The organism is Viscerimonas tarda (assembly GCF_054601255.1).
Genome location: NZ_BAAHWV010000014.1, coordinates 28960 through 52840, shown reverse-complemented (window position 1 = coordinate 52840; position 23881 = coordinate 28960). Strand labels below are relative to the sequence as shown.

Sequence of the window (23881 nt, the reverse complement as noted above, 5' to 3'; positions counted from 1 at the left end):
AGCAAAGGCGAGAAAAACTCAGTATTAAGAGGTTCTCAACTGTTCATTTTTTTAGATTTAAAAAGTAAATATGTCTATAAGATTAATAAAAGTATCAAAAGATTTGAATGTAGGTATCAGCAGTTTAGTTGAATACTTGCAAAAAAAAGGATTTACCGTAGAAGCAAATCCCAATACGAAAATTGACAATGAACAGTACGAATTGCTTTTAACTGAATTTGGCTCCGATAAAAAAATAAAACTTGCATCCGATCAAAATAAAGAACTTCAGAAAGAAAAGAAAAGAGAACGGGAAACCGTTTCCATTGACGGATACGAAGCGGAAGAAGCGCCCAAAAAGGTAATAGAAGAAATTCAGACCGAAGTACCGGAAGACTTCAAGCCCCGCTTCCAGATAGTAGATAAAATAGACCTCAACAACTTAAACAAAGGAAGAGCTTCGTCCGAAAAGAAACAATCGCCCGAGCCCGGGAAACCCGTAGTGAAAGAAACACCGGCGCCGGCGCCCGTAAAGGAAGAAGTGAAAGAAGAACAGCCCGTTGAAACAAAACCCGAAGCGACTGAACCGGAGGTTGAAGTGATTGAAAGCAAAACCGTAGCAGAACCGGCAGAACCGGAAAAGCCCGTTGTGGTTCCGCAAAAAGCAGAGGAAGAAGAAACAAAACCCGAAGAAAACAGCAATCCCGAAGCGGAAGTATTCAGGCTGAACAGTCCTGCTTTCAAGTCGAACATTGTGGTAAAAGGGAATATCGATCTGAGCGCTATTAACGACAAAACCCGTCCGGCCAAGAAAACGAAAGCCGAAAAGCGCAAAGAACGCCTCGAAAAAGAAATGGCCGATCAAAAGAAACTGAAAGAAAACACAGTTAAGCTTTTGAAAAAGGAAAAAGAGGAAGAATCGAAAAAAGGGAAAATATCCGAAGACGAAAAAAGCGAAGACTTAAAAAAGAAGAAACGCAACCGGATAAAAAAAGGGAAAATAGACATCGAAAAAGGCGTTCCCGTTCAGAATGCAGGCGGACAAGCTGGCTCAAAGGACAGCAAGCAGCGGCTTAATCTTCGGAAATCGCCGAATAAAGCCGAAGTGAACGACGATGAGGTTCAGAAGCAAATAAAGGAAACTTTGGCGCGCCTCACCAACAAAGGCAAGAACAAAGGAGCAAAATACCGGAAAGAAAAAAGAGAAGCCGTACAGCAAAAACAGCAGGAAGAGCTGGAACAACAAATGCAGGAAAGCAAGGTGCTTAAAATCACTGAATTTGTTACTGCAAACGACTTGGCAAACATGATGAATGTTCCGGTGGTGAAGATTATATCTACCTGCATGAGCATCGGCATCATGGTTTCCATCAATCAACGGCTTGATGCCGAAACAATTAACATTGTGGCCGAGGAATTTGGATTCAAGACGCAATATGTGAGCGCCGAAGTAGTAGAAGCCATCACCGAAGAAGAAGATCTGGAAGAAGACTTGCTCCCGCGCGCACCTATCGTTACGGTGATGGGGCACGTTGACCACGGTAAAACATCGTTGCTGGACAATATCCGCCAGACCAATGTAATCGCCGGCGAGGCCGGAGGTATTACCCAGCACATCGGGGCGTATAACGTTAGTCTGAAATCGGGTCGCCGCATCACATTCCTCGATACACCCGGACACGAAGCGTTTACCGCCATGCGTGCGCGAGGAGCTCAGGTAACCGATATTGCCATCATCATAGTAGCTGCCGACGACAGTGTGATGCCTCAAACCATAGAAGCCATCAATCACGCTTCCGCGGCAGGCGTACCTATTGTGTTCGCAATCAATAAAATAGATAAACAGGGTGCGAATCCCGAAAAAATAAAAGAAACCCTTGCCGGTATGAACTACCTGGTAGAATCGTGGGGTGGCAAGTACCAGTCGCAGGATATATCGGCCAAACAAGGCATCGGAATATCCGAATTGCTCGAAAAAGTGTTGCTCGAGGCCGAAATGCTCGACCTGAAAGCCAACTCAAACAAACGGGCAGTAGGTTCAATCATCGAATCGTCTCTGGATAAAGGACGCGGATACATGTCCACCGTGCTTGTTCAGAACGGAACATTGAAACAAGGGGATATAATTTTGGCCGGAACCTATTTCGGTAAAGTAAAAGCCATGTTCAACGAGCGTAACCAACGTATCGACCAGGCCGCTCCAGCCGAACCGGCATTGATATTGGGCTTGAACGGCGCACCACAGGCTGGGGACAAATTCCACGTACTGGAAACAGAACAGGAAGCCCGCGAAATAGCAAACAAACGCGAACAGCTGCAACGCGAACAAGGCCTCCGTACACAGAAAATACTGACACTCGACGATATAGGCCGCCGGATTGCCATCGGAAACTTCCAACAATTGAATGTGATTGTGAAAGGGGACGTGGATGGTTCGATAGAAGCCTTGTCCGACTCGTTGATTCGCTTGTCAACCGATGAAATTCAGGTAAATGTAATACATAAAGCCGTCGGACAAATTTCCGAATCGGATATATCGTTGGCTGCCGCGTCGGATGCAATCATCATCGGATTTCAGGTACGCCCATCTTCCGCCGCACGAAAAGCAGCCGAAAAAGAAGGTGTAGAACTGAGGCTTTACTCCATCATCTACGATGCCATAGAAGAAGTGAAATCGGCTATGGAAGGTATGTTGTCGCCCGATATTAAGGAGGAAATAACAGCCAACGTGGAGGTACGCGAAGTGTTCAAGATAACCAAAGTGGGAACCGTTGCCGGATGTATGGTGAAAGACGGAAAAATCAAACGCTCGAACAAAATACGCCTTATCCGCGATGGTATCGTCATCTACTCGGGAGAGCTTGGAACCTTAAAACGTTTCAAGGACGATGTGAAAGAAGTTGCCACCGGATACGAGTGCGGATTGAACATCCATAACTATAACGACATAAAGGTTGGCGACATAATTGAGGCCTTTGAAGAAATTGAAGTCAAAAAAACATTGTAATCTAAAAGATTATACTTATATTTGCACGATAAAACGTAACCTAGAAAAACCAATCGATAGTTGTAACCCCAATCTTTACCTTGATCGGTGGTAATGAACTGCCACCGACAAAACACAGCTGTCGAAATTGGTTTCAGGTTGCGGAGTGGATATAGACAAGCAATTACAATACACCGATGGTAAAAAAAGTTTTATTGAACGCTTTGTTCGCTTTCGTTTTCACACTCTTCTCTCAAAATATAACCGCACAGATTTCTGAAAGAGTTGCCTCCATTAATTCTAGCGAATTATTGGAACTGGTTCCTGGTAAAATAGCTGCTACACAAGCCATTAGCGAGCTGAATCAGAAATACAAAGACGAGCTGGTTGTCATGCAGAACGATTATAACAAAAAATACTCCGATTTCATTTCCGATCAGAACACCTTGTCCGAAAGCATCAAGCTTCGCCGGATGCAGGAATTGTCTGAATTGGAGAAGAATATAAACGCTTTTATGAAAGTGGCGCAAGAAGATATTGAAAGCCAGGAACTACAATTAATAGAACCCTTGCGCAAAAAGTTGAAGAAAGCCATTGAGGAAGTTGGTAAGGAAGAAAATTTTGTATGCATCTACGACCGGGCAAATCCGGCTATTGCGTATGTAACTCCACTGGCAGTTGATGCCAATCCGCTGGTAAAAAGAAAACTAACAGAAGAATAATTCCAATTGTTACGAGTCAGGCGTAATCAATTTTCAGGTTCTTATAGTCCCCCAACCGTCATCTCCCATTACTCATGAATAAACTTATATCAGGCCCCATTGGCGTATTTGATTCCGGCTATGGCGGATTAACTATTCTCGCCAAAATGCAATCCCTGCTACCGGAATATGATTTCATTTATTTGGGCGATAACTCCAGAGCGCCTTACGGTTCGCGGTCGTTCGACGTTGTTTATGAATTTACGAAACAGGCTGTGGAAAGGCTATTCGACATGGGATGCAATTTGGTAATCCTCGCTTGCAACACAGCATCGGCAAAAGCCTTGCGAACAATTCAGCAAAAAGACCTGCCCTGCATAAACTCCAGCAAACGCGTTCTGGGCATTATACATCCTACGGTCGAAATACTGGACGAGGTAACCAAGAACGGGCATATCGGCATTTTGGGGACTATCGGCACTATCCGGTCGCAATCGTATTCAATCGAAATAAATAAATTTTATCCCGACTTTCAGGCAACAGGCGAGGCCTGCCCGATGTGGGTGTCATTGGTCGAAAACAAAGAGTATGAAAGCGATGGAGCCGATTACTTTATTAAAAAGAACATCAATAACCTGCTGAATAAAGACCCCGAAATCGACACCATTATCTTAGGATGTACCCACTACCCTCTTTTGATAAACAAAATAAAGAAGTACATACCCGCCGGCGTCAATATAATCACACAAGGCGTCTATGTAGCCCAAAGTTTAAAAGATTACCTGCACCGGCACCCCGAAATAGATAATAGTTGCACCCGAAACGGACAAACAAAATACTATTCGACAGAAGCTCCCAAAAAATTTGCAGAAGCAGCATCCATATTTTTGAGCAAGCACATTACAGCCGAAAGGATTAGCTTGGACTGCTAATCAACCGCAAAGGCAGAGTAAAGTCCGAACAGGCTAAGGCTGCCTCTAATAATACGACCGCTTATCAATCCCCTCTATATAATTCAGGAAGGCGGTATTCACCATCCTGTTTCCTCCGGGGGTAGGATAATCGCCCGAAAAATACCAGTCGCCACTGTTGTTGGGGCAGGCTTTATGCAAATCTGCTATCGACTGGAATACGATTTCTACCTCGGCATTGATACCCTTAGGCGTCAGCATGCCCGACATCTTTGCCGAAATCTCTTCGTCGGTAAAAGGTTCGTAAATCTCTTTTACATAGTTCACTATTTCTTCTTTGGGCTTGTTGCGCTGTTCCGAAGATTTCCGGTAAACGCGGTCGATAATACCTTGCATACCTTTGTCCTTAAGCAACTCAATGGCCGCCCTGAATGCTGCAAACTCCGACAAACGCGACATGTCGATACCATAACAGTCGGGATAACGGATCTGAGGCGAAGAAGAAACAATCACAATCTTCTTCGGGTGCAGCCTGTCGAGCATCTTGATGATACTTTGTTTGAGGGTGGTACCCCGCACAATACTGTCGTCAATAACCACCAGATTGTCTTTGCAGGGACGTATCGAGTTATAGGTAATGTCGTAAACATGTGCTGCCAAATCGTCCCGTCCATTGTCCTGAGCAATAAATGTCCGGAGCTTAATATCTTTTATGGCCACTTTTTCGGTGCGGACACGATAGGCCAATATCTGTCGCAGTTCCTCATCGGTAATGTCATTTCCCTTTTCGCGTATCTTCTGCTGTTTCACCCCATTCAAATGCTCGTTGAGTCCTTCTACCATCCCGAAGAAAGCCACTTCGGCGGTGTTGGGGATAAAAGAAAAGACCGAATTCTGAAGATCGTTATCCAGTAATTTCAGGATGTTGGGGAGCAACAATTTGCCCAATTCTTTACGTTCCTGATAAATATCTTTGTCCGACCCGCGCGAGAAATAGATGCGCTCAAACGAACAGGGCGTAACTTTTTTCGGTTCCACTACTTGTGGCAGCGAAACGGCGCCGTCCTTTTTTACAACAATTGCCTGCCCGGGTTTCAATTCTTTCACGCTTTCGGCCTCCAGATTCATAGATGTCTGGATAACAGGGCGTTCGGATGCAACGACCACAATTTCGTCGTCGTAGTAATAATAGGCGGGGCGTATTCCCCAAGGGTCGCGGTAGGTGAAAGCGTCTCCACAGCCAATCAGTCCGCAGATAACAAAACCGCCGTCCCATTTTTTGCTTGCCTCCCTCAACATAAACGGAATATCGAGGTTTTTTTCTATCACATCATTCAGTTCCTCCCCTTTAAGGCCGGTATCTTTGCCGAAGCGGTCGTACTGGTATTGCACTTCGCGGTCGAGGCCGTGTCCCAGGGTTTCGAGCATAACAAATGTATCGGCATAGTCCCGGGGGTGTTGCCCCTGATTGAGCAGGTCGGCAAACAATTCATCGACGTTTGTCAGGTTGAAGTTTCCGGCCAGAGCTATGTTGCGTGAAGTCCAGTTATTTCTCCGTAAGAATGGGTGTACATAAGATATTCCGGTTTTTCCGGTGGTGCTGTAACGCAGATGTCCCAAGAACAGTTCGCCGGCAAAAGGCAGGTTGTCTTTGGCATAAAATACGTCCTGCAAACGTTGTTGGGGCACCTTTTCGTAGTTTTTGTGGACATTGGCAAATATCTCCGAAATAGCTCCCGAACCGGTTGCCCTTTCCCTGAAAACAAATTCGCTACCCGGTTTACTGTCTATTTTAACGACTGCCAATCCGGCGCCTTCCTGTCCGCGGTTGTGTTGTTTCTCCATCAACAGGTAAAGTTTGTTTAGCCCATACTGCCAGCTTCCATATTTTTCCTGATAATATTCCAGTGGTTTCCGCAGGCGAATCATTGCTATACCACATTCGTGCTTTAAAGCTTCTGTCATAATTTACTTAGTTGATTATATAGCTGCCAATTTCCAAAACAACAAAGCCGGCCATAAAACAGCCGACCTCATTCTATTTTAGAGAATTGCAATAAAAAACATTTTTGTATTTGCTCAATAACATTCACTTGAAATAGAAACCATCAATTCGTAACTTTTCCTCATTTCTTCTATCTCTCTCATTTTCGCATCAACCTCTCCCTGGGTCATTTTTTTGCCCAAAGATTCAATCATATCAATACGAAACTTTTTTGCCATTTCACCCGTTAATTCAGGTGTTTCAGCGATAGCTCTTGCCATAATTCTTGTTTCTTATACAAAGGTACTACTTTTATCTCATATTTTACAAATAATGGCTAATTATTCCAGGGCAAACGCATGAAAATGCTTGTAGAGTATAGCCATAAGGCTGAAAGCCTTACGGACTTTTTTTCATGCGTTTGCCCTACTAATTATTCTCTCATTGGTATATCCGGGTACATTGCTCTCATTATTACAGAACAAAACCCAATAGCCAATATATGCCTGCCGCCACCAGCGCGCTGACAGGGATCGTTAATATCCATGCCCACAACAGATTTTTTGTTACGCCCCAGCGTACGGCGGATAGTCTTTTTGTAGCGCCCACGCCAATGATCGCCCCTGTAATGGTATGTGTAGTACTTACGGGAATTTTCAGTATTTCGGTCAGATACAATGTCAATGCTCCCGCTGTTTCGGCTACAACGCCTTCCAATGGTGTAACCTTAGTGATTCTGGTTCCCATTGTCCTTACAATTCTCCACCCGCCCGACATTGTACCCAGCGCAATTGCCGAAAAGCACATTAAGGGTACCCATTGGGGCATTTCGCTCATGGAACTCATTTGCATCCATTCGGGCAGATCGGGAATACCCTGATTGGCAATAAGGGCTGCGCCGATAATTCCCATTACTTTCTGGGAATCGTTCAATCCGTGCCCGATGCTGAATAAAGCAGAAGAGAGTAATTGGAGGTGCTTGAACCAATTGTTTGCCTTGTGCGGATTTTGCTTTTCACATATACGATATGTCAGTATGGTCAGTAAGAATGCGATAATCAAACCGATAAGCGGCGCCAGCACAATAAACGAAGCTATTTTTATTATCACACCGCTTTGTACCGACCCTAGTCCGCTGGCCATTATGGCCGATCCGGCAAATCCGCCGATAAGCGTGTGGGACGAGGATGACGGAATACCCAACCACCAGGTGAGGAGGTTCCAGCCAATGGCGGCAACCAATCCGGCGACAACCACATGAGAGGTAATAAACTCCGGATAAACTGTTTTGGCTACAGTATTGGCAATGCTTTCTCCAAAGCCGCCCAAAAAATGCACAGCGATAAAATAGGCAACAAAGTTGAAAAATGCAGCCCAGATAACGGCTTGTGTCGGCGTTAATACTTTTGTGGAAACAATAGTGGCTATGGAATTAGCGGCGTCGTGAAACCCATTAATAAAATCGAACACAAGAGCCAGGATAATGATTAGTATTAAGAGTGTCAACATTTTTTATGTATTTACGCGTATTTGACAATAATCGTTTTAATAATCTTACCCACTGTTTCGGCAGCGTCTGTTGCACGTTCCAACTCGTGAAGTATATCTTTTTGCTTGATTAGTTCGATACTGTCTTTTTCGTTTTCGAACAAATCTATTAAAAAATGTTCATATACATCATCGGCTTCGTGCTCAATGTCTTTTAGCTGTCGGCAATATTCCGTTATTTCTGTCGGATTCTTCTTTAATCCGTCGAGCTCGCCAATTGCTTTGGTGAGGCCCTCGGCCGAACGTTTCACCAAATGAGCCAGTATCAGGGCGCTTTCGGGCATTGCTTTCGGGTTATACAGCATAATGCGCTTGGCGCAGCTGTTGATATAATCGGCAACATTATCTATATTGCCCGACAGTTGATTGATGTCTTCCCTGTCGAAAGGGGTAATGAAACAGGCATTCAACTCTTCGAATATTTTGTTTTGCAAACTATCGCACAGGAGTTCCTGATCCTTGATTTTTTTGTAGATAGCTACAACCTCCTGGTGATTAGTGGACTGTACGCAATCAATCATCAACTCTGACGCATTCAGTATAGCATCAGCCATTTCTTTGAGCAACAAAAAGAACCTGTTTTCTTTTGGAAGGAATCTTTCGAATAAATTATTCTTCATAGAAGTTTATCAATATTTATACTTAATAGTGACCTTAAAACCTAAAGTGCATGAAAACTGTCGCAAAGATAAAATAAAATTTAAAAGGATTGCGGTATTTTAACATAATTGTTTGGGTTGCATACCAATTTTCATAACTGCCAACTACTCAAGGGCAGTTTCCCCCTCAGGGCAAAGCTACTAAATTTTAGAACCATTGTTACGGATGAGATTCCTCCCTTTAGTCGGAATGACTCGCCTATTGGCGGTTTAAGGGATGAGGAAGCGGCGGCAAAGCCACCGCTTCCTCATCCCCTCTCCAAAAAAGAAGACCGTCATTCCGACCAAAGGGAGGAATCTTCAGCTCATATCAGCAACTTTACCGAAAGGCATAAGCAGTAAAATTTTTCATGCGTTTGCCTTGATATGTTGCCTCTTTCAGGTGGGGTGGCGCCAATCGGCATTTATTGAAAAAATAAATACCATCCACTTACTCTTTTAGCAATGAAAAAAGAAACACCATATAACCATTATTTTATTTATACTTTTACAAAGATACGCAAAAGCACAAAGCTACAAAGCCGCTGCTTTCATTCCGTAGGAATGTATCCTGTTGGCTATTTCTGGATGCATTCCTGCGGAATGCGGGATAATTCGGCATCATACTGTTTTCTACCGAGCGGTAATCCCTGACGGGATTCTTTGATTCTTTGATTTTTTAATTGACTGTAAGCTATTTAAAGTCAACATATTTTTAAGGATGGTACTTTTTTTATGAAGATACCCCGATTTATGCCACCCCAGCTGTAAGCCCAGCATAGTGAGATATTGCCCTTTGCAGGGCGCAAAATGATGTGTTGATGTGCTGATATGAATAATGAAATTGTTGTCGCTTTGCGCCATCAACACATTAGCATATCAGCACATCAACACATTGGCTCTCTTTCCCAACGCGCTGCGTTGGGCTGGGTTATCAAAGGCTTTCAGCCTTAGCTTGTTCGGACTTTTTTCATACGTTTGCCCTGCGGTTTCCCCCCGATTGTTTATTACTTTCTCAGGCTGAATAAAAATTCCAATCCGCCACCGGCTTTGTTTTTGGCGACAATCGTCCCCTTGTGGAAGGCAATGGCGTTTTTTACGATGGATAATCCTAAGCCTGAGCCGCCTGTGTCTCTTGTCCGGCCCTCGTTGATGCGGTAAAAACGTTCGAATAAACGGTTCAGATGTTGTTCTTCGGGGATGCCGGTTCCGGTATCGGAGTACGAAAAATAGTAGAAATCTTTATCTTCATTGTATTTTTTGATAGCGATACTTACATCCGGCCCGGCATAACGGATAACATTGTCGGTCAGGTTCCTGAAAATGGAATAAAGTAAATTCCGGTTGCCTCTTACAATAACCTCCCCGTCCAGATTCCATTCCATTTGGATATTTTTATCCCGAAGAAAGATTTCCATGTCGTTTTTTAAGTTTTCGAGCAATTTTTCCACATCAACCGCTTCCAGGTTGAAGGATTGAGGCGCTTCTTCTATTTTGGTAATCAGGCTCATATCCTGTATCAACTCCGAAAGTACCAATACCTGATTGTAGGCGCGTTCTATGAAATATTGCTTTTTTTCGGGAGTTAATGGATGTTCTATAATGGTTTCCAGGCAACCGCGGATGCCGGTTACAGGCGTACGCAGTTCGTGGGTGATATTTCCCGTCATTTCCTGCTTCATGCGGCGCGTTTTCTCCTGTTTGGTAATATCGTTAATGATGATTTCAAAGCTGTTATCCTCAAAAATATTCACTCTGACAACAAAATCCCGCCCCTGTTTATTTATTTGAGCCTCGAAGTAGGTATCCGCTTTTTCCCTGTTGGCAATGAAAGCGGTGATTTTTTCGAACGAAATATCCGTAAATACACTTGGGGGATTGCTGTCCGCTTCGTCGGTTATGGTGTTCAGGTACTGGATAAACAATCCATTATAAAATTCAACGGATTTATCGGCAGAGAAAAAGCACAAGCCTTCTTCCGAGCTGTGAACATGTTGCAGTAATTTTTCGCGTTCGAGCGCTATTTCTTTTTCACTTTCCTTTAATTGCAGGTAATTTTCCGCAATTTTTTCGCTTATCTCACCCAATTCGTCTTTGGGGAATTGAGCCTTGAGCGTTGAGGGCTGAAAATTGTTTTCATTCTCCAATCGCCAATCGCCATTTTCAATTAAGTAAGTAAAATCGCGGAGTTGCTTGATGGACTTACTGAACCGGCCGGCTACCCAGTTGATAAGAGCCAGCATAACCACAAAGAAGATGATAATAAAATAGAGGAAAAGATTGTCCGGTTTCAAAAAGTGCCGTACCTGAATATCGTAAGGTAGCGCCACACGTATATAATTGTCGTTGAAGCGTTTGGCATAATACAAATACTCTTTATTATTGGATGAGGAAACGCGAATATCGTATCCTTTTCCTTTTTCACGGGCGTTTTTCATTTCGGGACGTTGCGCGTGATTTCCCATTTGGGAAATTTCTTTAATCTCGTTATCGTACAACACATGGCCTTGCCGGTCAATCACCGTCAAGCGGATATTTTCGGGGAGCAGCGATTTTAAGCTGTCGATAACTTGTTGCTGATTAGATTGTTGCTTCAATGCTACATGAACAATATCGGCAAAAGCGTCTAATTTCTCTTCCAATGCTTCTGTTTTGTGTTCCCTCTCGCGCGATTGTTCAAATAAGAGAATGCCAATGGTAAACAACGCGAAAATAACAACAAAGTACAGGAATAATTTTTGTTTGTAACTTGTTTTCATGTCTTTGGAATAGTAAAACGGTAACCAAAACCGGCGCGGTTGGAAATCAGGGAAGCGTGTTCCCCCAATTTTTTACGCAAACGGGTAATATGCACATCAACTGTTCGTTCGGTAATATAAGACGTTTCACGCCAGACGCGGTCGATAATTTCTTCGCGCGAATATATTCTTTCGGGGTTCTCGGCCAGGAGTACGATTAATTCAAATTCGGTTTTTGTCAGCAAAATTTTGTCGGCCCCGATGGTCAACTCTTTCGATTCGAGGTCGATGACCAGGTCGTCAAAAATAAGTTTGCGGCTCGATTTACCTTCCGAATTGTCGTATCTTTTTAAGACGGCTTTCACGCGGACGATAACCTCTTTTATCGAAAAGGGTTTGGATATATAATCGTCTCCGCCAACCGAAAAGCCGGTCAGCATATCGTTTTCGGTATCCTTAGCCGTCAAGAAAATAATGGGAATCTGATTCTTTTTCTGCCGCAGTTTTTCAGCCAGCTTGTACCCCGACATTCCGCCCATCATCACATCCAAAAGGATAAGAGAATAATCGGGACTGAGTTTTTCCAAGGCCTCCTCTGCCGAATGGGCGCAGGTAATATCAAATCCTTCGTTGGCCAGATTGAACTCAAGCACTTCGCAAATGACGGCTTCGTCATCTACAACAAGGATTTTTTGTGGAACATTTTTACTTATATTCATAAAGCAAAGATAATCAAATTTTTCCACGGTGTTTCAAAACTTTGGCATCCACGTAAAAAACAATTTCTTCTACGATGTTGCTGCAATGGTCGCCAATGCGTTCGAGCTTGCGGATAAGCAGAAAGGTTCTCAGCCCACAGCGAATGAAGGCCGGATTCTGTTGCAGGTAGTTCGTCAGAATATTCAGCGAATCGAAGTAGAGCACATCAATTTCGTTGTCTTTGGCCAGGATTTTCCCCGATATTTTGGTGTTTTCCGATTCAAGGGCGACGAAACTGTCGGACAACATACTGATAAGTGTGTCGAACATTTTTTCCATCTGCAACTCTTCCACCAACTGTGGGTCTAATTGCTTGCATTCTCCGTCGATGACATGGCGGGCAATGCTTTCGGCAAAGTCGCCGATACGTTCGAGGGTGATGCTTATTTTGATTAACGACAAAACCAGTCGCAAGTCCACCGCCACAGGATTGTATAAGGCGATGTAGTTTTCGCAATCGCTGTCAATCCTCAACTCGAAGGCATCGACCATTTTTTCGCGGCTGGCAATTTCACATGCCATTTCAATGTCGCCGGTCAGGAACGACTGTTTGGCTTTTTCGAGTTGAGAAAGCACTAATTTCCACATTTGGCTCAGCTCTTCTTTAAGCGCATGTAATTCTGTTTCGGTATGTTTCATAAATTCAATATTATCCAAATCGCCCGGTTATATAATTCTGTGTCTGTTCCTTTTCGGGATTTAAGAACATCTTTTTTGTATCATTGAATTCAACCAATTCTCCCAACATAAAAAAACCGGTCTTGTCGCTCACACGGGCTGCCTGTTGCATGTTATGCGTTACGATGACGATGGTGTATTTCGTTTTGAGCGAATAGATTAGCTCCTCTATTTTGGATGTCGAAATCGGGTCGAGCGCCGAAGCCGGTTCGTCCATTAACAAAATGGAGGGCGAAATCGCCAAGGCGCGGGCAATGCAAAGACGCTGCTGCTGTCCGCCCGAAAGCTCGAATGCCGATTTTTTCAGCTTGTCTTTCACCTCGTCCCAAAGGGCGGCGGCCTGCAACGATTCTTCTACCCGTTGCGCAATAAACGACTTGTTGCCTATGTCGTTCACCCGCAGTCCGTAAGCCACATTCTCAAAAATGGATTTTGGAAATGGATTGGGTTTTTGGAACACCATTCCCACTTTTTTTCGCAGTTCGTCCACCTGAACCGATTTATGATATATGTTTTGTCCGTCAATCAGGCATTCACCGGTCAGGCGGGTGTCGTCAATCAAATCGTTCATCCGGTTGAAGAGGCGCAAGAAGGTCGATTTTCCACAACCGGAAGGTCCGATAAGTGCGGTAACCGTATTCGCCTGCATTTCCACATTGATATTTTTCAAAGCATGGAAATCGCTGTAATAGAAGTTGATATTTCTTGTTTCGATCATCATCAATTTTGCTTTCGCAAAGGTCTATCTATTACATTACGATGCGAAAACAGATTTGTTACGAATCGGTTACAATATTATGCGGGTGTAATGATATAACAAGATTTTGTTTCAAAACAGACTAAAATAATCGCCCGTTTTTTGTTAAATCGTTTAATATGATTCAATTATTGATTTTAAGGTGGTATATTTGCAGGTCTAAAATCAACATGTAGTAAACAAACCGATAGTTATACCATGAAAGTAGCTACCCGATGCTTATTTTTTAGTCTTTTAATATTCAGCTCTTGCACTCAAAACACACAAAAAGAAACGGTTCCCGAGCAATATGTTCCCGATTCCTTATCCATTGGCGTCGAAAGCCTGGCGCCAGAAATACTCCTGACTATTGACGATATTAAGATAGAAAAAGAATTGACGTACGAACAGCATCTACTGGAAGATGTGTATCCGTACAAAGATACGACACGGGAGTTTCAGTGGACTAAAATACAGGAACGCTTGTTTTTCCTTGATTCTATTCAACTTAAACCTGCCAAGTGGGGTATTTTGCGAAATTATAAAAACCTGAACGGAGAGGCTCCGCTTGTCAGAACGTTTATCAGAAATGTATATGACCGTGTTGCCGACACATTGGGCGTAGAGCGCTATCAATCAATTCCGATGTTCCTGCTCAACGATTCGCTTGTTGCCGAACGTTATGGGAGGGATGGCTCCCTGGTCAAAATCATAAGCAGCAACGATAGCTCGGATTTTGTTCAGATAGAAAACACCAATTTTAGTGGAAAATGGCTGGTGCCAAAGAAATACATTAAAACATTGAGCGATACGGTTATTTTCAAAAACGCGATTTTTGTCGATCGGGTCAATCAGAATATTGCAAGCCTCGAAAAGCTCGATTCTATCTGGTTTGTACGAAGTATGAATCCGGCTACTACGGGTATGCACAAGCCACCGTATGCACAGGAAACACCTGTCGGACTTTTTGTTGTTCAGGAGAAAAAATCCAAAATGGTTTTCCTGAAAGACGGTTCGGTAGAAACAGGCGGTTTTGCTCCATGGGCCAGCCGTTTCACCAATGGCGCATATATACACGGCATTCCGGTGAATGTTCCCCGCACCGAAATGATAGAGTTTAGCGCCTCGCTCGGCACCACTCCACGCTCGCACATGTGTGTGAGAAATGCCACCTCGCACTCAAAATTTATATACGACCGGGCGCCGACAGACCGTTCGGTTATTTTTGTTTTTGACTAAAAAAATATACCTTTGTACGATTTGTAATTTTCTATGCGCCGATTTTTTATATTTCTTTTCCTCCTTTTAGTTCCCTTTGGCTACTCTTCCAATAAGGAGACAGCGCCTTTGGTTCCGGCTGTATCAACGTGTTATAACCTCTATACCGAGATGCATTTGCAGCATGTGATAAATTATGCGGCCTTTGAGCAAGCCATCTTGGGCTACAATAAAATAGATGCCAAAAACAAGGATATTCTTTCGTTGATTGATTTCTCGAAACCATCGACCAAAGAACGCCTCTATATTTTGGATATGAAACAAAAGCGGCTGCTTTATTCATCGCTTGTTTCGCATGGGAAGAACAGCGGCGAAAACTATGCCACCTCATTTTCCAACCAAAACGGATCGTACAAAAGCTCGCTTGGCTTTTACGTAACCGAAAATACCTACCAAGGGAAAAACGGCTATTCCCTCATCCTCGACGGCCTGGAAAGGGGCGTTAACGACAAGGCAAAAGAACGGGCGATAGTCATACATGGCGCGTCCTATTCCAACCCCTCTGTCATTGCCTCATCCGGACGGCTCGGACGAAGCCTTGGCTGCCCGGCCATTCCCCAGGCGATGTGCCAGAAAGTGATTGATACAATAAAAGGCGGCACTATTCTTTTCATCTACGCCAACGATAAAACCTACGCCAAAAAGAGCCCCGTTTTATCCTCGTACGTCTTTCAATAAAAATAACGGACAATATAATGTAGAGACGTGGCATGCTACGACCCTACATTATTCCCATTGGATATTTACTCCTCACACATTTCGGGGATGTTCTCAAAAATTGTACTTTTGTATTCGTATTCAAAAAAGAGTAATGGGAATAGAAAAAGGTATATTTAAACGAACCGAGTTGCTGCTGGGCGACGAGTTGATGGAAACAATAGCCGGTGCACGGGTCATTATATTCGGCGTGGGCGGCGTGGGGAGCTGGTGCGCCGAAAGTTTGGTGCGTTCGGGTATCCGGTATCTCACGATTGTGGATTCCGACAGAATATGCGTAACCAATATCAACCGGCAGTTGATGGCTACGACCAAAACGGTGGGAAAAGTAAAAGTGGACGCGCTGAAAGAACGGCTATTGGACATCAACCCGACAGCCGAAATAAATGCGCTTCAGATGATATACAGCAGAGGGACGAGCGATTTTTTTCAGCTGGACAGCTACGACTATATTATAGATGCCATTGATAGCCTCGAAAACAAAATGTTCCTGATTCAGGAGGCCACCAAAACCAATTCGGTCTTTTTCTCGTCGATGGGCGCAGCTCTCAAGCTGGATTCTTCCAAAATCCGTGTCGATGAGTTTTGGAAAGTAAAGGGCTGCCCGCTTGGAGCGGCATTGAGGCGGCGGTTGAAGAAGAATGGAATGCCCTCGAAAAAATTCTTGTGTGTTTACAGCGAAGAAGTGTTGGAGAACAAAGGCCGGAGTTCGTCCTGCGGAACCGAAAAATGCCTTTGCCCCCGAGCCGAAGCAGGTCCCGGAGACCCCAGCTTAGTCAACCACGAATGGTGCAGCATGAAAGCCCAGATAAACGGCGCCCTGGCACATACCACGGCCATATTTGGCTTCACCTTGGCCGGATTGGTCATACAAGATATTTACGGTAAATAGCCGGATGGCTACCGATGGTGCAAAACAGCATGAGAGACAGCATAAAACAACAGGCGATTCGTTTACTCGAAAAGTACAAAAACAGCAAGAGGAAGTACCGGATGGGGATTCCTGTCCTGTTCGTGTTGTTGGTGTGGTATGTTTTTTGCCTGCCCTCCACCCTCTTCGATGTACCTTACAGCACGGTTGTTACCGACAGGCGCGGCGAGCTGATTGGCGCCCGCCTGGCAACCGACCAGCAGTGGCGTTTTCCATCGGTGGACTCCCTCCCCGACAACTACAAAACATGCCTGATTGAGTTTGAAGACCAGTATTTCCGATACCACTGGGGTGTGAATCCTGTTTCTGTCGCCCGCGCGATACAACAGAATCTGTCGAATAAACGGGTGGTCAGCGGAGCCAGTACCATTACCATGCAAACCGTTCGCCTGGCCCGAAAAGAAAAACGTACCTTCGCCGAAAAGCTAATCGAAATGATATGGGCGACCCGCCTCGAGTTTTCCTGTTCCAAGGACGAAATCCTTCATTTATATGCTTCCCATGCACCCATGGGCGCCAATGTAGTAGGCGTGGCCGCCGCATCGTGGCGGTATTTTGGGCACGATATATCAACGCTTTCGTGGGCCGAAGCCGCTACTTTGGCTGTTCTTCCCAACTCGCCCTCCATGATGCACTTTGGCCGAAACCGCGATAAGTTACTGGATAAGAGAAACCGCCTGCTCGAAAGGCTTTATAAGAAAAACATACTGGATAAAACCGGCTACGAACTGGCGCTGGACGAACCGCTGCCCAATCAACCCTATCCCCTGCCGCAAATAGCGCCACACTTGGTTACCCGAATCTATCTCGAGAAAACGGGACAGCAAGTGCGTTCAACCATCGACAAGCAACGCCAGCTTCAGGTGGAGAGCATTTTGAACCGGTGGAATGCCGGATTTGCCCAGAATGGCGTGAATAATATTGCCTCCATGGTGATAGATCTGGAGACAAATGAAGTGGTTGCTTACTGCGGAAACGTACATTTCGAGAAAAGCATCTCGGCCAATCAGGTGGATATATTGCAATCGCCCCGCAGCACGGGAAGTATATTAAAGCCTTTTTTGTATTGCGCCATGTTGCAGGACGGGGTACTGCTCCCCAATCAGCTATTGCCCGATATTCCGGTAAATATAAACGGGTTCAGCCCCAAGAATTTCAGCTTGCAATACGATGGGGCTGTACCTGCTTCACAGGCATTGGCTCGCTCGTTGAATGTGCCTTTTGTGGTTTCCCTCCGAAAATACGGGATACCCAAATTCCGCAATTTGCTTATCAATGCAGGGATGACTACCATCACGCGTTCTGCCGATAACTACGGGCTTTCGCTTATTCTGGGCGGCGCGGAAGGTAAATTGTGGGACATCACCTGCATGTATGCCGGTATGGGACAAACGCTTAACGATTACCTGTCCACCGGCTCCTACCTGCAACATCCTCCCGTATCTTATTTATATGTCGAAAGGGACGAGGACGACGAACCGGAGGAAGCACATTCCAAACCTCTGTTCTCTGCCGGAGCAATCTGGCAGACTTTTGAAGCCCTGACCAACGTAAATCGCCCCGAAGAGCTGGATTGGCGTTCCATCCCATCCATACAAAAAATAGCCTGGAAAACAGGGACGAGTTTCGGCTTTCGCGATGGCTGGGCAGTGGGCATTTCGCCCCGATACGCCGTTGGGGTATGGGTAGGAAATTCCGATGGGGAGGGTCGTCCCGGACTGACCGGATCCCGCACAGCCGGGATGGTGATGTTCGATATTTTCAATTACCTGCCCTCTTCGCGCTGGTTTGGAGTTCCGACCGGCGATTTGGTAAAGGTGGAAACCTGTCGCGAAAGCGGTTTCCTGAAAGGCTATAATTGCCCCGATGCATCGGCGGATACAACGCTTGTTTGCCGGAAGGGATTGGATGCAACCGCCTGTCCCTACCACATTGCCGTCAATCTATCGGAGGATTTAAAGTATCAGGTTTACGACGATTGTGCCGGTGCGCGCGGAATTGTCCATACCCCGTGGTTTGTTTTGCCCGCATCCTGGGAACTGTATTACAGAGACCAACATCCTGATTACATATCGCTGCCGCCCTATTCGCCCGAATGCATGGGGAACGGACAAGACAAGATAATGGAGTTTATCTACCCCTTTTCGGGAGCTGTCATATCTTTACCCAAGCAACTCGACGGCTCGGAAGGCGAACTTGTTTTTGAACTGGCATACCGCCTTTCGCAGAAACGGATTTTCTGGCATTTAGACAACAGCTATATCGGAGAGACACAGCATTTTCACAAAAAAACAGCCCACCCATCCAAAGGCGAGCACAAATTAACTGTAGTGGACGAAGACGGAAATACGGCCTCGGTGAAATTTACGGTGAAATAGGTTCAAAGTTGTAAGGGCATAGCCGTCAAATCAAATAGTTTTGTATCTTTGAACGATGAAATCGAAAAATGACATAAAGCGCTATTTAGAACAAAAGCTCCACAAAGCCCATGCTTTTTGGTCTTTTGATAAGCAATCGTGTCATCATTTATCCGATAAAGATTTAATTAAATACACCCTCATCCATTTGGATTTGGATGATACCGGACTACTGTTCGATATTTACCCGAAAAAACAAGTAAAGAGAGTTTGGCTTGACGAACTTGTGCCGCAAGGAGATTATTTAATTTCCATGAATTTGTGCTTTGCCCTTTTGTATTTCGATGTCAAGAAGCCATTGCAATACCTGAAATCAATGGAAACCAGGCATTTTAATAAAATAGCTGCCAATTATGTATAAAGCGCTGGTTGAAAAAACAAAAAAAGTCATTGAATCTATATCGAAAATGGATTCAATTAAGCCCTATATCCTTGTTGGAGGCACAGCATTATCTTTGCAAATAAAGCATCGCCTGAGCGAGGACCTCGACTTTATGCGCTGGCAAAGTCGTAAAGCGGAGAAAATGGACATTGACATATCCTCTATTCAGAAAGAACTGGAAAGCCTTTATAAGATTGAATCGCTGAACATATTGGAATTTAACCATATTGAAATCTTCATTGATGGAGGAGTGAAATTGTCGTTCTATGCTCCCGAAAAAAGAAGCCCAATAATAAAAACCGTCCCGTATCTCAACAACCTGATTTTGGCTGATGTTGACACTATTGCATCCCTGAAAATGGAAACAATGATGCGAAGAACCCTGTTTCGGGATTATTATGACCTGTATTGTATATTGAACGAGAAACAGCCCGAGGAGATAAAATGTATTATAAATAATGCCCTTAAATATTCAGGACATAATTTGAAGAGCAAAAACCTGTTAGGCATGTTAGTCAACTCCGATAGATTCAAAGATGATTCCTCTTTCGATCAATTGGAGCCGAAATATACTATTACTGCCAAAGAGATCGAAAACTTTATGGTTGAAAAAGTAAAAAACATATACATCTGATATACAAGACTATTGCGTAGTTATTTCCCTCATCCTCACAACCACCCATTCCGCCGATACCAATCCACCGATTCCGTCAATCCATCAAAAAGAGTGTATTTGGGCGAAAATCCCAGGTCTTTTATCAGCGGGGTGGTATCGCATTCCCAATTGCGTTGACGCATTATTTTGTATTTGTCGCGATTGAGTGTCAAGGGCTTTTTGGTCAGTTTCGAGAAGCTTTCGGACATTACTGAAACGATTTTCAGCAGCCAGAGCGGTATTTTAATATTCAGCGCCCGTTTTTTACCTAATACCTTTTTAATCAGCTGCGTATATTCCTTGTCGGTATATACATCTCCGTCAGCCACAAAATAGGCCTTGTTTGTCAACGGGCTTTTCAAGGCGAGGAAGGCAGCGTCAACCAAATCCTTCACATATATAAAAGTCAGATGCTGCGGACGGAATCCGGCGCCAACATCCAGTCCGGCCTTAACGGTTTTAAGCATCAGGTAATAATCTTTTTCGCGAGGCCCATACACGCCGGTCGGTCGCAGAATCATGTAGGGAAAACCCGGTAGCGACTGTAGAAATTGCTCGGCTTTCAGCTTACTTTTTCCGTAGGCCGTGTTTGGATTCGGTGTATCGCTCAGGCCAAAAGGCGTATAATTTTTCTCATCCCCCACCCCATACGCACTCAGACTGCTCATCAGGAGAAATTTTTGGGGGATGTTATTGGTCTCCATCAAAGCCTCCACAAAATTCTTCGTATTGAGGAAGTTGACCGTATCAAAATCTTTGATGTTCAGGCTTTTTGTTATTCCGGCGTTGTGAACAATATAATCGAACTTTCCGGTCGTTGCCGAAAAACTGTCGATTTGTTCCTTTAGTTTTTCCTTATCGGCAAAATTAAAGTCAACAAAATGGATGCGGGAATCTTTCAAATATCCGCGACTACTGGTTTTTCTGATTCCAGCCCAGGTTTCAAAGCCTTCATTCAAGGCTTTCTCGACCAAAAAACTCCCTATAAAACCGCTTGCTCCGGTTATTAATATCCTCATCGGTAAACGAAATATAAATGACACAGCAAAATAACTGAAAAAGTGGCTAAAAACATTATCTTTGCATTGAAAATATTATAATTATGGGAAAACAAAAAATTCCACAAAAAACATCACGAAAAAAAACGAAATCAAATATCGTTTCCTCTATTCTGAACTTCTTTAACAGGAATACGCAAAAGGTTTTTAATTACAAACAGGTATCCTCCGATTTGGGGCTAAAGACCGAGGCCGAACGGCTATCGGTTAAGTCCACACTCGAAAACCTGAAAGAAGAGCGCTTTATACTCGAAATTTCATCCGGCAAATACAGGTCGAATACACGGGGAACACTTTTAGACGGACGGTTCGAGCGGAGAAGCTCGGGCAAAAACTTCTTTATTCCCGAGGATAACTCCGAGAATGTGTTTATCGCCGAACGGAATTCGGCACATGCCATGAATGGCGATAAAGTCCGTATTCAGATGCTGGCCAACCGGAAAGGAAAAGAACCGGAAGGCGAAGTAATCGAAATATTGGAACGGAGACAAACGCGCTTCGTCGGGACGCTGGATGTACAGAAGTACTTCGCTTTCCTGATTATGGACAGTAAAATACTGGCCAACGACATCTTTATCCCCGCCGAAAGCCTGAATGGTGGCGTTACGGGCGATAAAGCATTTGTAGAAATTGTAGAATGGCCTAAAAAAGCCAAAAATCCTATCGGCAAAGTCATTGATATTCTGGGAAAAGCCGGATCGAATAATGCCGAGATGCACGCCATTCTGGCCGAATTTGGATTGCCGTACAAATATCCCGAAAACGTAGAAGCCGAAGCGGACAAAATATCGGATGTTATCGGCAAAGAAGAAATAGCGAAACGGGAAGATTTTCGTCAGACTGTTACATTCACCATCGACCCGCGCGATGCAAAAGACTTTGACGACGCCCTCTCCCTGAAAAAATTGGATGACGGACTTTGGGAAGTGGGTGTGCATATAGCCGACGTTACGCATTATGTGAAAAAAGGCGGCATTATTGATGTCGAAGCCGAAGATCGCGCCACATCCATTTACTTGGTTGACAGAACTATACCCATGCTTCCCGAACGGCTGAGCAACGGCTTGTGCTCGTTGCGCCCCAACGAAGAAAAACTGTGTTTCTCGGCCATTTTTGTGATGGACGACAATGCCGAAGTGAAAAAATACCGCATAGGAAGAACCGTCATTAAATCCGACAGGCGGTTTACATACGAAGAGGCTCAACAAATAATAGAAACCGGCGAGGGCGATTTCAAGAACGAAGTATTGAAACTCGACCAACTGGCAAAGAAACTTCGCACCAAGCGGTTTGAACACGGATCCATCGCTTTTGAGCGGGAAGAAGTGCGGTTTGAAATAGACGAAAACGGCAAGCCAATCAGCGTTTATGTGAAGGAATCCAAAGACTCGAACAAGCTGGTGGAGGAATTTATGTTGCTGGCCAACAAAACAGTAGCCGAATCGGTTGGAAAGGTTGCCCGGAATAAAAAAGCGAAAGCCTTTGTTTACCGTGTTCACGATTTACCGAACCCCGATAAGATGGAGAACCTTTCGCAATTTATACGCCTCTTTGGCTATAAAATTAAAACAACCGGAAGCAAAACAACGGTATCTCAGTCCATCAACTCCTTATTAAACAATGTACACGACAAGCCCGAAGAGGCTCTAATATCCACCATTGCCATCCGCGCCATGGCCAAAGCGGTTTATACCACCAGCAATATTGGGCATTATGGTCTGGCTTTTGAGTACTACACGCACTTCACATCGCCCATCCGGCGCTACCCCGATATGATGGTGCATCGCCTGCTTGCCCGCTACATGGAGGGAGAACGCAGCGTAAACAAAGACGAACTGGAAAACGAGTGCAAGCACAGTTCGGATATGGAACAATTGGCTGCCAATGCCGAAAGGGCATCCATCAAATACAAACAGGTTGAGTTTATGTCCGACAAGATAGGGCGTACATTCGCCGCAGTTATATCGGGCATTACCGAATGGGGATTGTATGCCGAAATCACCGAAACCAACTGCGAAGGAATGGTTCCGATGCGGGAACTGGACGATGATTTTTACGAATTTGACGAAAAGAACTATTGCCTGAGAGGTCGCCGGACAAAGAAAATATACCAGTTGGGCGACAAGATAAACATTAAAGTAGTGAAAGCAAATCTGGAGCGGAAGCAATTGGATTTTACAATTGTGGAAGAATGAGAATTAGCAAATTACATCCTTGCGGGCTACGACCCGCAATGGGAGCGGAGCGTAAATCGGCCTTAGCCAATCTCCCAAGCATTGCAGAACCTTTCAGTAGAGACATGGCGCGCCACGTCTGAATTTATTGCAACCTGATTTTTACCTAATTCTATTAAAAAAACTACCTCAGTAGCAGTATGTTATAATAAATAGCCCGACCTCATTACCTCATTCTCCACACATTTTCATATTGCTAAAATTTGGTGTGAAATGAATGAGGTAATGAGTCCCCGAACAGCGAACTGTAACCTTAAATAGAGTAACAAGAATAGCATTGATTTTCTGTAGTTTACGTTTTTGTTACATAAGAGGTTGAATTACCCCGTTATAATCTATTGCTACTGAGGTAGTTTTGTAAATAGAACTAGGTGGAAATCAGGGGGAGGTATCCGTATTTATCGTAGGGGCGTATGGCATACGCCCGTTGCCGCGAATGGGTTGCGACGATAAAATAACACACCTACACAAATGCGGGCGTATTCGATACACACATGTCCACTAAAAAAATTTAAGGTTTAATTGAGTGTCATTTTGATAGCCGTTAGGTA

The 23881-nt window shown here is 44.3% G+C and carries 20 protein-coding genes; 11 read left to right on the top strand and 9 right to left on the bottom strand.

Annotated features, from left to right (window positions below; genetic code table 11):
* The first annotated feature begins 70 nt into the window (after window positions 1-70).
* The 3 genes from infB to murI all read left to right on the top strand — a co-directional run bounded on the left by infB (window position 71) and on the right by murI (window position 4598).
* Window positions 71-2986: a translation initiation factor IF-2 gene (gene infB / locus ACYPWY_RS08030; RefSeq protein ID WP_459684951.1), complete on the top strand. Its 2916-nt coding sequence runs from the start codon at window positions 71-73 to the stop codon at window positions 2984-2986.
* Window positions 2987-3162: 176 nt separating this feature from the next.
* Window positions 3163-3687: an OmpH/Skp family outer membrane protein gene (locus ACYPWY_RS08025; RefSeq protein ID WP_459684950.1), complete on the top strand. Its 525-nt coding sequence runs from the start codon at window positions 3163-3165 to the stop codon at window positions 3685-3687.
* 74 nt (window positions 3688-3761) lie between these two features.
* On the top strand, window positions 3762-4598 hold the full coding sequence (gene murI, locus ACYPWY_RS08020) for a glutamate racemase (protein WP_459684948.1): 837 nt from the start codon (window positions 3762-3764) through the stop codon (window positions 4596-4598).
* Between the two features lie 45 nt (window positions 4599-4643).
* Here murI and ACYPWY_RS08015 read toward each other — a convergent pair whose 3' ends face one another.
* The 4 genes from ACYPWY_RS08015 to ACYPWY_RS08000 all read right to left on the bottom strand — a co-directional run bounded on the left by ACYPWY_RS08015 (window position 4644) and on the right by ACYPWY_RS08000 (window position 8729).
* On the bottom strand, window positions 4644-6542 hold the full coding sequence (locus ACYPWY_RS08015; RefSeq protein WP_459684947.1) for an amidophosphoribosyltransferase: 1899 nt from the start codon (window positions 6540-6542) through the stop codon (window positions 4644-4646).
* Window positions 6543-6656: 114 nt separating this feature from the next.
* On the bottom strand, window positions 6657-6842 hold the full coding sequence (locus ACYPWY_RS08010; protein ID WP_459684946.1) for a hypothetical protein: 186 nt from the start codon (window positions 6840-6842) through the stop codon (window positions 6657-6659).
* Window positions 6843-7035: 193 nt separating this feature from the next.
* Window positions 7036-8067, bottom strand: a complete 1032-nt coding sequence (locus tag ACYPWY_RS08005) for an inorganic phosphate transporter (protein WP_459685020.1) — start codon at window positions 8065-8067, stop codon at window positions 7036-7038.
* Window positions 8068-8081: 14 nt separating this feature from the next.
* Entirely contained in the window at window positions 8082-8729 is a 648-nt protein-coding gene (locus ACYPWY_RS08000; RefSeq protein ID WP_459684944.1) for a DUF47 domain-containing protein, read from the bottom strand.
* Between the two features lie 117 nt (window positions 8730-8846).
* Here ACYPWY_RS08000 and ACYPWY_RS07995 point away from each other — a divergent pair, with 117 nt between their 5' ends.
* Window positions 8847-9110, top strand: coding sequence for a hypothetical protein (locus ACYPWY_RS07995; protein WP_459684943.1), 264 nt, complete (start codon window positions 8847-8849; stop codon window positions 9108-9110).
* 644 nt (window positions 9111-9754) lie between these two features.
* On the opposite strand, the gene ACYPWY_RS07990 is transcribed toward ACYPWY_RS07995, so the two are convergent.
* The 4 genes from ACYPWY_RS07990 to pstB are packed head-to-tail and all read right to left on the bottom strand — an operon-like array spanning window position 9755 to window position 13640.
* Window positions 9755-11506, bottom strand: coding sequence for a sensor histidine kinase (locus ACYPWY_RS07990; protein ID WP_459684942.1), 1752 nt, complete (start codon window positions 11504-11506; stop codon window positions 9755-9757).
* The gene (locus tag ACYPWY_RS07985; protein WP_459684941.1) at window positions 11503-12204 is read right to left on the bottom strand and encodes a response regulator transcription factor; all 702 of its coding nucleotides are present in this window, start codon (window positions 12202-12204) and stop codon (window positions 11503-11505) included. The genes ACYPWY_RS07990 and ACYPWY_RS07985 overlap by 4 nt, the downstream gene beginning before the upstream one ends.
* Window positions 12205-12217: 13 nt before the next feature.
* On the bottom strand, window positions 12218-12883 hold the full coding sequence (gene phoU, locus ACYPWY_RS07980) for a phosphate signaling complex protein PhoU (RefSeq protein WP_459684940.1): 666 nt from the start codon (window positions 12881-12883) through the stop codon (window positions 12218-12220).
* A 10-nt stretch (window positions 12884-12893) separates the two neighbouring features.
* Window positions 12894-13640 (bottom strand): phosphate ABC transporter ATP-binding protein PstB, encoded by a 747-nt coding sequence (pstB, locus tag ACYPWY_RS07975; protein WP_459685018.1) that lies wholly within the window; start codon window positions 13638-13640, stop codon window positions 12894-12896.
* 237 nt (window positions 13641-13877) lie between these two features.
* On the opposite strand from pstB, the gene ACYPWY_RS07970 reads away from it, so the two are divergent.
* The 6 genes from ACYPWY_RS07970 (at window position 13878) to ACYPWY_RS07945 (ending at window position 20017) form a co-directional block, all read left to right on the top strand.
* Window positions 13878-14897, top strand: coding sequence for a L,D-transpeptidase (locus ACYPWY_RS07970; RefSeq protein WP_459684938.1), 1020 nt, complete (start codon window positions 13878-13880; stop codon window positions 14895-14897).
* Between the two features lie 33 nt (window positions 14898-14930).
* Window positions 14931-15614 (top strand): murein L,D-transpeptidase catalytic domain family protein, encoded by a 684-nt coding sequence (locus ACYPWY_RS07965; RefSeq protein ID WP_459684936.1) that lies wholly within the window; start codon window positions 14931-14933, stop codon window positions 15612-15614.
* A gap of 133 nt (window positions 15615-15747) precedes the next feature.
* Window positions 15748-16545 (top strand): tRNA threonylcarbamoyladenosine dehydratase, encoded by a 798-nt coding sequence (locus ACYPWY_RS07960; protein ID WP_459684935.1) that lies wholly within the window; start codon window positions 15748-15750, stop codon window positions 16543-16545.
* Between the two features lie 29 nt (window positions 16546-16574).
* Window positions 16575-18962: a penicillin-binding protein 1C gene (gene pbpC / locus ACYPWY_RS07955; protein WP_459684933.1), complete on the top strand. Its 2388-nt coding sequence runs from the start codon at window positions 16575-16577 to the stop codon at window positions 18960-18962.
* Between the two features lie 55 nt (window positions 18963-19017).
* Window positions 19018-19362, top strand: coding sequence for a hypothetical protein (locus ACYPWY_RS07950; protein ID WP_459684932.1), 345 nt, complete (start codon window positions 19018-19020; stop codon window positions 19360-19362).
* Between the two features lie 46 nt (window positions 19363-19408).
* Window positions 19409-20017 carry a nucleotidyl transferase AbiEii/AbiGii toxin family protein gene (locus ACYPWY_RS07945; RefSeq protein WP_459684931.1) on the top strand — a complete coding sequence of 203 codons (609 nt, stop codon included), beginning with the start codon at window positions 19409-19411 and terminating at the stop codon, window positions 20015-20017.
* 35 nt (window positions 20018-20052) lie between these two features.
* Here ACYPWY_RS07945 and ACYPWY_RS07940 read toward each other — a convergent pair whose 3' ends face one another.
* On the bottom strand, window positions 20053-21057 hold the full coding sequence (locus tag ACYPWY_RS07940; RefSeq protein WP_459684930.1) for an NAD-dependent epimerase/dehydratase family protein: 1005 nt from the start codon (window positions 21055-21057) through the stop codon (window positions 20053-20055).
* Between the two features lie 77 nt (window positions 21058-21134).
* Between ACYPWY_RS07940 and rnr the strand changes: the two genes are divergently transcribed.
* Window positions 21135-23291, top strand: coding sequence for a ribonuclease R (gene rnr, locus ACYPWY_RS07935; protein ID WP_459685017.1), 2157 nt, complete (start codon window positions 21135-21137; stop codon window positions 23289-23291).
* Window positions 23292-23881 lie beyond the last annotated feature (590 nt).

Excerpts from the sequence above, each read along its gene's own strand:
- ACYPWY_RS07960 (WP_459684935.1), top strand. The coding sequence starts at position 15,748 with ATGGGAATAGAAAAAGGTATATTTAAACGAACCGAGTTGCTGCTGGGC.
- ACYPWY_RS07940 (WP_459684930.1), bottom strand. The coding sequence starts at position 21,057 with ATGAGGATATTAATAACCGGAGCAAGCGGTTTTATAGGGAGTTTTTTG.
- ACYPWY_RS08000 (WP_459684944.1), bottom strand. The coding sequence starts at position 8,729 with ATGAAGAATAATTTATTCGAAAGATTCCTTCCAAAAGAAAACAGGTTC.
- murI (WP_459684948.1), top strand. The coding sequence starts at position 3,762 with ATGAATAAACTTATATCAGGCCCCATTGGCGTATTTGATTCCGGCTAT.
- ACYPWY_RS07945 (WP_459684931.1), top strand. The coding sequence starts at position 19,409 with ATGGATTCAATTAAGCCCTATATCCTTGTTGGAGGCACAGCATTATCT.
- ACYPWY_RS07985 (WP_459684941.1), bottom strand. The coding sequence starts at position 12,204 with ATGAATATAAGTAAAAATGTTCCACAAAAAATCCTTGTTGTAGATGAC.
- ACYPWY_RS07965 (WP_459684936.1), top strand. The coding sequence starts at position 14,931 with ATGCGCCGATTTTTTATATTTCTTTTCCTCCTTTTAGTTCCCTTTGGC.
- ACYPWY_RS07950 (WP_459684932.1), top strand. The coding sequence starts at position 19,018 with ATGAAATCGAAAAATGACATAAAGCGCTATTTAGAACAAAAGCTCCAC.
- infB (WP_459684951.1), top strand. The coding sequence starts at position 71 with ATGTCTATAAGATTAATAAAAGTATCAAAAGATTTGAATGTAGGTATC.
- phoU (WP_459684940.1), bottom strand. The coding sequence starts at position 12,883 with ATGAAACATACCGAAACAGAATTACATGCGCTTAAAGAAGAGCTGAGC.
- ACYPWY_RS08015 (WP_459684947.1), bottom strand. The coding sequence starts at position 6,542 with ATGACAGAAGCTTTAAAGCACGAATGTGGTATAGCAATGATTCGCCTG.
- pbpC (WP_459684933.1), top strand. The coding sequence starts at position 16,575 with ATGAGAGACAGCATAAAACAACAGGCGATTCGTTTACTCGAAAAGTAC.
- ACYPWY_RS07990 (WP_459684942.1), bottom strand. The coding sequence starts at position 11,506 with ATGAAAACAAGTTACAAACAAAAATTATTCCTGTACTTTGTTGTTATT.
- pstB (WP_459685018.1), bottom strand. The coding sequence starts at position 13,640 with ATGATCGAAACAAGAAATATCAACTTCTATTACAGCGATTTCCATGCT.
- ACYPWY_RS08025 (WP_459684950.1), top strand. The coding sequence starts at position 3,163 with ATGGTAAAAAAAGTTTTATTGAACGCTTTGTTCGCTTTCGTTTTCACA.
- ACYPWY_RS07970 (WP_459684938.1), top strand. The coding sequence starts at position 13,878 with ATGAAAGTAGCTACCCGATGCTTATTTTTTAGTCTTTTAATATTCAGC.
- ACYPWY_RS08010 (WP_459684946.1), bottom strand. The coding sequence starts at position 6,842 with ATGGCAAGAGCTATCGCTGAAACACCTGAATTAACGGGTGAAATGGCA.